11 protein-coding genes and 1 tRNA gene are annotated in these 10,116 nt (G+C 43.2%); all 12 read left to right on the plus strand.

Annotated features, from left to right (window positions below; all coding sequences use genetic code 11):
• The first annotated feature begins 268 nt into the window (after nt 1–268).
• On the plus strand, nt 269–1,603 hold the full coding sequence (locus MUP17_12060; protein MCJ7459706.1) for a nucleotide sugar dehydrogenase: 1,335 nt from the start codon (nt 269–271) through the stop codon (nt 1,601–1,603).
• A 95-nt stretch (nt 1,604–1,698) separates the two neighbouring features.
• The gene (locus MUP17_12065) at nt 1,699–3,249 is read left to right on the plus strand and encodes a capsule assembly Wzi family protein (protein MCJ7459707.1); all 1,551 of its coding nucleotides are present in this window, start codon (nt 1,699–1,701) and stop codon (nt 3,247–3,249) included.
• Nucleotides 3,185–4,102, plus strand: a complete 918-nt coding sequence (gene ispE / locus MUP17_12070) for a 4-(cytidine 5'-diphospho)-2-C-methyl-D-erythritol kinase (GenBank protein MCJ7459708.1) — start codon at nt 3,185–3,187, stop codon at nt 4,100–4,102. Before MUP17_12065 ends, ispE begins: the two co-directional genes overlap by 65 nt.
• 52 nt (nt 4,103–4,154) lie before the next feature.
• Nucleotides 4,155–4,421: a SpoVG family protein gene (locus tag MUP17_12075; GenBank protein ID MCJ7459709.1), complete on the plus strand. Its 267-nt coding sequence runs from the start codon at nt 4,155–4,157 to the stop codon at nt 4,419–4,421.
• Nucleotides 4,422–4,434: 13 nt separating this feature from the next.
• A tRNA-Gln gene (locus tag MUP17_12080) sits at nt 4,435–4,509 on the plus strand.
• A gap of 147 nt (nt 4,510–4,656) precedes the next feature.
• Nucleotides 4,657–5,145 (plus strand): nuclear transport factor 2 family protein, encoded by a 489-nt coding sequence (locus MUP17_12085; GenBank protein ID MCJ7459710.1) that lies wholly within the window; start codon nt 4,657–4,659, stop codon nt 5,143–5,145.
• A gap of 6 nt (nt 5,146–5,151) precedes the next feature.
• Entirely contained in the window at nt 5,152–6,087 is a 936-nt protein-coding gene (locus MUP17_12090) for a ribose-phosphate pyrophosphokinase (GenBank protein MCJ7459711.1), read from the plus strand.
• Between the two features lie 74 nt (nt 6,088–6,161).
• The gene (locus MUP17_12095) at nt 6,162–6,920 is read left to right on the plus strand and encodes a 50S ribosomal protein L25/general stress protein Ctc (GenBank protein ID MCJ7459712.1); all 759 of its coding nucleotides are present in this window, start codon (nt 6,162–6,164) and stop codon (nt 6,918–6,920) included.
• Nucleotides 6,921–7,048: 128 nt separating this feature from the next.
• Entirely contained in the window at nt 7,049–7,786 is a 738-nt protein-coding gene (locus tag MUP17_12100) for a sugar phosphate nucleotidyltransferase (GenBank protein MCJ7459713.1), read from the plus strand.
• Nucleotides 7,787–7,795: 9 nt separating this feature from the next.
• On the plus strand, nt 7,796–8,251 hold the full coding sequence (locus MUP17_12105) for a dTDP-4-dehydrorhamnose 3,5-epimerase family protein (protein MCJ7459714.1): 456 nt from the start codon (nt 7,796–7,798) through the stop codon (nt 8,249–8,251).
• The gene (gene rfbB / locus MUP17_12110) at nt 8,251–9,264 is read left to right on the plus strand and encodes a dTDP-glucose 4,6-dehydratase (protein ID MCJ7459715.1); all 1,014 of its coding nucleotides are present in this window, start codon (nt 8,251–8,253) and stop codon (nt 9,262–9,264) included. The genes MUP17_12105 and rfbB overlap by 1 nt, the downstream gene beginning before the upstream one ends.
• A 265-nt stretch (nt 9,265–9,529) precedes the next feature.
• The coding region (locus tag MUP17_12115; GenBank protein ID MCJ7459716.1) for an SDR family oxidoreductase at nt 9,530–10,116 on the plus strand (587 nt) is incomplete at its 3' end.

Here is a 10,116-nt window from a genome sequence, read left to right on the forward strand (position 1 = left end):
TGGGAACCGGGCTTTTGGGCTTGGGTGCGATTAACTACTTTAGAAGAAGGAAATAAGGTATAGTTAAAAAAGAGTTTTAAATAAAAAGTCCGCCCTACGGGCGGACTTTTTTGTTTTTGGAATTATTTTTTTAATCTTAGAGAGGATCGCCGGGGTAGAATCGATAAGAAGATGATGCAAATTCCCGGCTTCTTCTTTCCCCAAAAAAACTAAACTTCATTTGACATTAATAAAATTTAATATATATTTATGGTCATTAAAAATTCAAATGTCCAAACATTTAAGGAGGTTGAAATTGTTTGAAAAGCTGAAAGAAAAAATTGAGAAAAGAAAAGCAGTGGTGGGGGTTATCGGTTTGGGTTATGTGGGGCTGCCTCTGGCAGTGGAGTACGGGAACCAGGGCTTTAAAGTCATGGGATTTGACATCAACAAAAAGAAAGTCGATCTGATCAACTCCGGTAGGTCGGATATAGATGACATAGCAGATGTACAGGTGAGAAAGCTGGTTCAGAAAGGGCTTCTTAAAGCTACTCTCAACTTTGCTCTTTTGAAAAATGCTGACTGCATCTCCATCTGCGTGCCGACCCCGTTGAGCAAGACCAAAGACCCGGATGTATCCTATATCCTGGCTGCGGTAAATCAGGTAAAAAAATATCTTCATCCCGGACAGTTGGTGGTGTTAGAGAGCACAACCTATCCCGGCACAACCGAAGAGCTTATCCGACCGATTCTGGAGGGGACCGGCCTCAAGATTGGAAAAGATTTCTTCTTAGCCTTTTCCCCGGAAAGGGTAGACCCGGCTAACAAAAATTACCTCATTAAAAATACGCCCAGAGTGGTTGGAGGGACCACTCCTTTGTGTACCCGTATAGCTAAGCTTTTTTATGAACAGATAATCAACCTGGTAGTTCCGGTTTCCTCCACCCAGAGCGCGGAGATGGCCAAGCTTCTGGAAAACACTTTTAGAAGCGTAAATATCGGGCTGGTTAACGAAGTGGCTCTGATGTGCGACCGGCTGAAAATCGATGTCTGGGAGATAATCGAGGCGGCAAAAACCAAGCCCTTTGGTTTTATGCCTTTTTATCCCGGACCCGGCTTAGGAGGCCACTGTATCCCCATAGACCCGCATTATCTTTCCTGGAAGTTGAAGTCTTTAAACTATTATGCCCGCTTCATAGAGTTAGCCGGGGATATCAACTCGCACATGCCAGAGTATGTGGTGGATAGGGTTACCCGGGCATTGAATCAGGTCAAAAAAACTGTTAAGGGTTCGGATATTCTGGTCTTAGGAGCAGCTTATAAAAAAGATATCCGGGACGTCAGGGAATCTCCGGCCTTAGATGTGATCAAACTCTTGCAGAATGCCGGTGCGAAGGTTAAATACAATGACCCGCACGTCCCTTCAATCTTGATGAATTGCGACACTATGAGGTCAGTCAAATTAACCTCTCCCCTTCTCAAGCGGACTGATTGTGTGGTCATCGTAACTGACCATTCAGCTTATGACTATAATTGGATCGTGAAGAATTCTAACCTGGTTTTTGATACCCGAAATGCCTGCAAACTGGTGAAGAGCAATCGGGCAAGGATTGTAAAGCTATAGGTTTTCAAATTTTTCTGTGATATAGTTTTCTTTTTGACGAAGCGGGCGTATTTTCCAATTTCAGGTTAAGGAGAAAACACTTTGAATTTGCATCCATGTTAATGTTTCTGAGAGTTTCCATATTTTTTTTATCAATTTTTTTACTTTGCTCGATCTCAGGCTACTCCACATCCCTGGAGAACATTCCTCTGGATTCCTGGGTCTATTCGAGCATAGAAGAGCTTTACACCCAGGGGCTTTTGCCTAAATTAATTAAAGGTAATAAACCTTATAGTCGGGGAGAGATAGCTTCGTATCTCCAGGAGATTAGCAGCCGGACAGCGAAGGGTGATCTGGTTTTAACCCGGACGCAATCCTGGATAATAGATAAGCTTAAGAAAGAATTTGAATATGAATTAAAAGGTTTATCTGAGGAATCTGAAGTCTCGAAGAAAAAAGAAGAACCTAAAAAACTTAAGACTTTCTTAAGTCCTGTCTTATATTTGGTGAGTAATCAGCATGACTCCTCTTATACCCGGGGAAAAGGTATTATAGAAGGAGCTTTTCAGTGGAAAAACTTTTTGTTCAAGGATCGAATCATCATCGATTCCAAAGCTGAAAAGGAGACAAACTTCTTCGGGCAGAAGTGGAAAGGAGATTTAACAGGTGTCTTCGACCAGGGATATATTAAAGGGAATTTCAAATATTTTGAATTTCAATGGGGCAGGGATTACCTGCGCTGGGGGCCAGGCAGCAGGGACTATCTCCTGCTTTCAGGTTTTTCGCCTCCCTTTGATATGTTAAAGTTTTCAGGGAAGACCGGTGTTTTCAGGTTCGATTTTTTCGTCACGGGATTGGATGAGATTTTTTTGCCTGACTCTAACTTTTTTGCCAAGAGGTATTTTTCCGGTCACAGGATGAATATAAAGCTGAAATCAGGCATAGAGTTAGGTTTGTCCGAAGTGGTGGTTTATGGCGGTGAGAGGAGGAAGCTGGAACCTTACTACCTGAATCCTCTTTTCCTGTTTTACGGTGAGCAGTTCAACCATAATATAGATGATAACCCTCTCTGGAGTTTCGACTTCTCCATTACTCACTTCAAGAATAAAGAATTTTATGCAGAGCTTCTAGTAGATGATTTCCAGTACGATTTTAAAACCGAGCCTCAGCAGATCGGCTTTCTTTTAGGGCTAAAAGGAGCAGATCTTTTAGGATTTACCAGAAGTTATCTGACTCTGGAATATACCCGCATAAATGAATGGGTCTATGGTCAGGATAAGCCTTGGAATCTCTATACCTATCGAAATGTGGGGATGGGAAGTTTTTTGGGTCCGGATGCGGATGACTTTTTTGCAGAGATTTTATATCATTACAATAAAAGCTTTCAGTTCTCTCTTTCTTATGAGCTGAAAAGAAAAGGGGAGGGAAAAATCGAACTTCAGCCTTCTCCAGTTCCAAAAACGACAAGTTTCCCTTCAGGTATCGTAGAAAAAACCAACCGATTTGATCTCAAAGTGGTTTTTCAGCCGGACGCACATCTTTTTCTGGAAGGAGAGTTGGGATATACCAACATTACGAACCAATTGAATATATCTGGAGAAAATGGGAGGAATCTTTCCCTTAAGATTAGACTTGGCTATAACTTATGGAAAGAGAAGTGGTTATAAATTGAAAGGTCTTACACTTAAAGCTCCAGCTAAGATAAATCTTTTTCTGGAGATATTAAACCAGAGGGAGGATGGGTATCATAATATCTCCACCCTGATGCAGAGGATCTCCTTACATGACACTCTTACTTTTTTAAAAATAAATGAAGGCGTGATCATAAAAACTGATAACATCCAGCTTCCGTCGGATCGGAGAAATCTGGTTCATCAGGCTGCCCGGCTAATTTTATCTGAGGGAAAAGTTGCTCAAGGGGTTAAGATATTCCTCAGAAAAAAAATCCCCATCTCCTCCGGGTTAGGAGGTGGCAGCTCAGATGCAGCCTCCACTCTTCTGGGAGTGAATCGACTGTATAATTTAAATTATCCGCTAAAAAGACTCCATCTTCTGGCTGAGAAATTAGGCTCGGATGTCCCGTTCTTCTTATACGACCAGACCGCTTTAGCTGAAGGACGAGGGGAACGGATGAAACCGGTTAAGTCTTACAGAGATTACTGGATAGTTTTGGTAACTTTCCCCTTCCAGGTATCAACTGCCTGGGCTTACCAGGATGTCAAAATAAACTTGACAAGAAGAGCAGAATTTATTAAAATTAAAAATCTCCAGGAAAAAGAAGGTTTCCTTGCAGCTTTGAATACCTGGAAAAACGATTTTGAGGGAAAGATCATCGAAAAATACCCTCAGGTCAGATATGCCCTTAAGCTCTTATTGAAACTTGGGGCTAGGAAGTCCTCCATGACAGGAAGCGGACCTACTGTCTACGGGATCTTTGAGCAGGAACCAAAAAATGAGGAGGTGAAAAAATTCTTCCAAAGGGGAGATTGGCAGATCTTCATTACCCGACCAATCCCTTAAGCTAAAAAGGTCCTAAAAAGTCAACTAATTTTTTTCTTAAGGAGCAGAGAAGGTGGAAATAACAGAGGTCAGGATTACCCTAAGGGATGAAGAAAAACTTAAGGCATTTGCCAATGTTACCTTTGATAACGCATTCGTGATCAGAGGCTTGAAAGTCATTAATGGCAACAAGGGATATTTTGTTTCCATGCCCAGCCGGAAAAGGCCTGACGGCACTCATCAGGATATCGCTCATCCGGTGAGCAATGAGATGAGGAGGATAATAGAGGAAAAAGTGTTAGAAGCTTACGAGATGGAGTTAAAAGCCCACCCGGTCTAAGGCGAATTTTTTTTGGGGCGTAGTCAAGCGGCAAGACACGAGACTTTGGATCTCGCATTCCCAGGTTCGAATCCTGGCGCCCCAGCCAGCATAGTGATTAGTGAAAAGTGATTAGTGATTAGTAGATGGTTCACAGTTAGATTGGAAGTAGGTCAGGAGCCCTGTGCTCCTGAACCAATTCTTTCGTCCGGTACGCAAGGCAGCTGACCTGCAAGACTAAAGGTAAACTCGGAGAATGAGAAAAAGAATAATATTCACTTTTGTATTTTTTTTATCTCTACTTTCGGTTTCCTGCGTTAAAAAAAGGGAGATCAAAGTCGAGTCTGAGCAGACTGTTCTGGAGAATACGATTAGGGAATTTGTGGTGGCTTTGGAATCTGCTGACCGGGATAAGGTATTGAATTTTTATGCTAAAACCCCGGATATAATCCTGATAGAGACAGGGGATGAATTTTTTACCGGATATAGTAACGTTGAAAATTTCTACAAAGATCTCATGTCAAATATCTCCCAATGGAAAAAGCGAAATTTTGTCCTGTCAGAACTACAGATTAAGTTTGTAGATGGTGTAGCCTGGTTTTCCTCAAAACTCAAGTTAGGCTATGAGCAGAAAGGAAAACCCAAAGAGAAAAATATCCGGTTTACCGGAGTTTTACTCAAAGAGGAGGGTAACTGGAAATTCGTGCAGGAGCATATGTCACTTTCTTCACTTAAATCAAGGTAAAATTTTATGCCAGATGTATTAAAAATTATCAGCGGCAACTCGAATCGGCCCCTGGCTGAGAAGATCAGTCAATATTTGAGTGTGCCTATATCTAAGGCTGAGGTCTCAAGGTTTGCCGATGGTGAGATCAGGGTCAGAATAGATGAAAATATCAGAGGGGCAGACCTTTTCATCATCCAGTCAACCAATGCACCTGCAGAAAACTTTTTAGAGCTTTTGGTCCTTCTGGATGCGGCAAAAAGAGCCTCAGCTAAAAGGATTACTGCAGTCATTCCCTATTACGGATACGCCCGACAGGATAGAAAAGACCAGCCCAGGGTGCCCATCACTGCCAAGTTAGTGGCTAATCTGATCGCCCAGGCTGGAGCAAATCGGGTCCTGACTATGGACCTGCATGCCGCCCAGATACAGGGATTTTTCGATATCCCCACAGACCACCTTTTTTCCAATCCGGTTTTCTACGATTATTTCATAAAGTTAAATTTTTCTGACCTGGTAATTATTTCCGATGTAGGCAGTATCAAGATGGTCCGTAATTTCGCTAAGAAGTTAGGTTGCCCTATGGCGGTTATGGATAAAAGAAGGCCTGCCCCTAACCAAGCTGAAGTTTTAAATATCATCGGAGAGGTTAAAGATAAAAACGTTATCATCCGGGACGATATCATCGATACCGGTGGAACTTTAACCGAGTTCGCCTATGCCCTGCAAAGAAATGGAGCTAAAGAGATCTACGCCTGCTGTACCCATGCGGTCTTATCTGGAAAAGCCGTGGAGGAAGTCGAGAAATCACCGATCAAAAAACTGGTTATCTCTGATACGATCAACCAGTCGCACGAGGACTTCTCCAATAAGATAGAAGTTCTTTCCGTAGCTCAACTGTTTGGTGAGGCGATAATCCGTACCGATAAAGAGGAATCGATAAGCTCGCTTTTCGAATATTAATAACCGGGAGGTCTAAAAACCTCTGCTTAATAGATAGAGTTTAAAAGAAAAAGTGTGAAAGGAGAAAGAAGGAAATGAAGGAGATTACGCTTGAAGCTAAGAAAAGAACTGGAATCGGCAAGGAGATAGCCAAAAAATTAAGAAGAAAGGGATTGATTCCGGCAGTGGTCTATGGTCCGGGAGATGAGCCGTTGCCCTTAGAGATCAATGCCCAGTCCTTAAATTCCATCTTAAGAGCGGGCAAGGGTGAAAACGTGATTATCACCCTCAACATAGATGATGATCAAGCTCAGCAGAAAAAAGTCCTTATCCGCGAGATCCAGCATGACCCGGTGGCTGGGGATATCCTGCATGTCGATTTCCAGCACGTCCTTTTGACCAAAAAGATTACGGTCAAGGTCCCGGTTCATCTGGTGGGTGTGCCTATCGGGGTTTCCAAGGACGGTGGTATACTTCAACACGTTTTGAGGGAGCTGGAGATCGAGTGTTTGCCCACAGATATCCCGGAAAAAGTGGAGTTCGAGGTATCCGCTCTCAAGATAGGAGATTCAATCCACGTTAAAGATGCCAAGTTAGAGAAGGTAGCAATCCTATCCGACCTTGAAGGTTCAATTGCCACCGTGGTTCCACCTACCATCTTCAAAGAAGAGGTTGTGCCTGCAGCGGCGGAAGTCACAGAGCCTGAGGTGATAACTGAGAAGAAGGCAGAGGAAGGCGAAGAAGAAGCAGAAGAAGGTAAAGAGGCTAAAGGAAAAGAGTCTGCCAAGCCAAGCAAAGAGACAAAAGCTGAAAAGCCGGAACCCGGAGCAAAAGGGAAAGAAGAAAAAAAGTAAGAAGGAAAACGGTGGAATCTTCCTCACATAATTCTGTGGCAATCCAGATGGACGACTGAATCGGCATCAGATGGAATAGGATTCTTCGCCCTACGGGCTCAGAACGACAAATAAAACAAGGAAATATGATGAAAGGAATTATCTTAGCCGGGGGATTGGGGACCAGGCTTTATCCTTTAACTAAAATCACCAATAAACACTTGCTTCCGGTTTATGACCGGCCGATGATTTACTATCCCATTCAAACCTTGATTAATGCCGGGATAAAAGATATCCTGATAGTTACCGGCGGAAATAATGCTGGAGATTTTCTGCGTCTTTTAGGCAACGGTAAGGATTTCGGATTAAAGCACCTTAATTACACTTATCAGGAAAAAGAAGGCGGGATAGCTGAGGCAGTTGGCTTGGCAGAACATTTCGCTGAGGGTGAGAGGGTCCTGATAATGTTAGGGGACAATATCATCGAGGGAAATATCAAAGATGGGGTGGAGGAGTTCAAAACCCAGAGAAGCGGGGCTAAAATCCTTTTGAAGGAAGTCGATAATCCTAAAGAGTACGGGATCGCCCAGATTCAGAATGGTCGGATCAAGAAGATAGAAGAAAAGCCGAGGAGACCCAAAAGCAATTATGCGGTGATCGGGATCTATATGTATGACAATCGGGTCTTCGATATCGTGCGGACTTTGAAACCTTCGGCCCGGGGCGAACTGGAAATTACGGACGTGAACAACGCCTATCTCAAAATGGGTGAGCTTTCCTACTCCACACTCAAAGGTTACTGGCTGGATGCAGGGGAATCGATAAATGCCCTTTTAAAAGCCAATAAAATCGTAGCCCAGAAAGGGGCAAATAAAAAATATTTTTAGAGGTGCAAAATGATCCAGGGGGTAAGGCAGAAAAAACTTAAGATCATCCCGGATGAAAGGGGAAGGCTGATGGAGCTTTTAAGATCGGACGAGGACCTTTTCATCCAGTTCGGACAGGTCTATATGACCACGGCTTATCCCGGAGTGGTAAAGGGGTGGCATTACCACAAGAAGCAGATCGACAATTTCATAGTGATAAAAGGGATGGTGAAGCTGGTTCTATACGATAACCGGGATGATTCGCCTACCAAAGGAGAGATAAACGAGTTTTTCATCGGAGAGCACAATCCCCTCCTGATTCAGATACCTACTCTGGTTCTGCACGGGTTTAAATGCATGAGCCAGAATGAAGCCATCTGCATCAACTGCCCCACAGAAGCCTACAATCATCTCCAGCCAGACGAATACCGCATCCCGCCGCATTCTGACGAGATCCCCTACAAGTGGGAAAGAAAGGATGGATGATGAAGCTTCTGGTCACCGGGGGGGCGGGCTTTATCGGTTCCAACTTTATCCGTTATTTACTAAAAAATTATCCCTCTTACCAGGTTACAAACTTAGATAAGCTCACCTATGCGGGTAATCTGGATAACCTCTCAGACATAGAGAGATCTTCCAATTACAGATTCATCAAAGGCGACATCTGCGATCAGAAATTAGTCGAGGAGATCGTCTCCAGGGGAATAGATGTAATAGTTAATTTCGCCGCGGAAACTCACGTTGACCGGAGCCTGTACGATCCCAAAAGTTTTGTATTGACGAATATCACCGGCACCCAGGTTTTGTTAGAGGCAGCCTTGAAATTTAAAATCAAAAGGTTCATCCATATCTCCACAGATGAGGTATACGGAAGCGTGGAAAAAGGGGAGTTCTTCACTGAGGAAAGTAAACTTCTACCCAACAGTCCATATTCTGCCAGCAAAGCAGGCGCAGACCTTTTAGTCAGGTCTTATTTCAAGACTTTCAAGGCGTCTGTTCTGATCACCCGCTCTTCCAATAATTACGGTCCTTACCAGTTTCCTGAAAAACTGATCCCCTTATTTATCACCAATGCTTTAGTAGATAAGGAGCTTCCGGTTTACGGCGATGGCCTTTACATACGCGACTGGATCTATGTGGAAGATAACTGCAAGGGTATAGATTTAGTTCTGCATAAAGGGAAAGAAGGTGAAATCTATAATCTCGGAGGGGGTGCAGAGAAAACCAATCTTGAGATTACCGATCTCATCCTCCAGTATCTTAATAAACCCGCCAGTTTGATTAAGCATGTTAAAGACCGACCTGCACATGATAGAAGGTATGCTATGGAATGCAAAAAGGCAGAAGAAGAGTTAGGATTTAAGCCGAAAGTTAAGTTAGAGCAAGGGCTGAAGAAAACAGTTGAATGGTATCTTGCAAATCGAAGCTGGTGGGAAAAAGTGAAAAGCGGGGAGTATCTCCAGTATTATGAAAAGCATTATTCACAAACAGGTCGCTAAAAAAGTGGAGAAAGATGGTCGGGCAAGGGTGCCCGACCTACGAAGCAGATTCCCTCTTCCCTTTACGAGGAGCAATGCCTCCGTAGGACCGTAAGGCTTTTAACGGCTTGTGGGAGAGGGTCAGGGTGAGGGCGACATAAAAAACATGATTCACCCTTCCCTTACCCATCAAGGGAGAGGAATGCTAAGAGTTCCTAGACATCCCGCCTAGACTAGATTAGACCTGCAAGGCAAGTTTTTGGAACTACTCACCAAAAGAAAAGGTATGAGGGTTTTAATCACCGGCTCCAACGGGCTATTAGGGCAGAAGCTGGTTAAGATTTTTTCTTCAGATCATCAAACCTCAGGGATCGACCTTCAAGCAGAACCCTTCATTAACCCGCCGAACTTCAGGTACCAGAATATAAGCATTACCGAAAAGGATAAACTGGAAAAGCTTTTTGCCGCTTTCAAGCCAGAGGCGGTTATCAACGCTGGTGCTTATACAGATGTGGATGGATGTGAGAAAAATAAAGAAAAAGCCTGGGAAGTGAACGTGGAAGGGGTAAAAAATCTCTCAAGATTGTGCAGGGAAAATAAAGCCAAATTAGTGCAGCTTTCCACAGATTATATCTTTGACGGCAAAGCCGGACCATATTCAGAAGAGGATACCCCCAATCCAAAAGGATATTATGGAGTTACTAAGCTGGAAAGCGAAAAAGTAATCTTAGACAGCAAGATAGATTTTCTGATAGTACGAACCAATGTCCTTTACGGGAAAAGCCTGGGGGAAACACATAATTTTGTCTTGTGGTTAATCCAGAAACTCAAAAATAGAGAAGAAGTCAAAATAGTTACAGACCAGTATAGTAA

Source organism: Candidatus Zixiibacteriota bacterium (assembly GCA_022865345.1).
In the GTDB taxonomy this organism is placed as follows: Bacteria; Zixibacteria; MSB-5A5; order MSB-5A5; family RBG-16-43-9; genus RBG-16-43-9.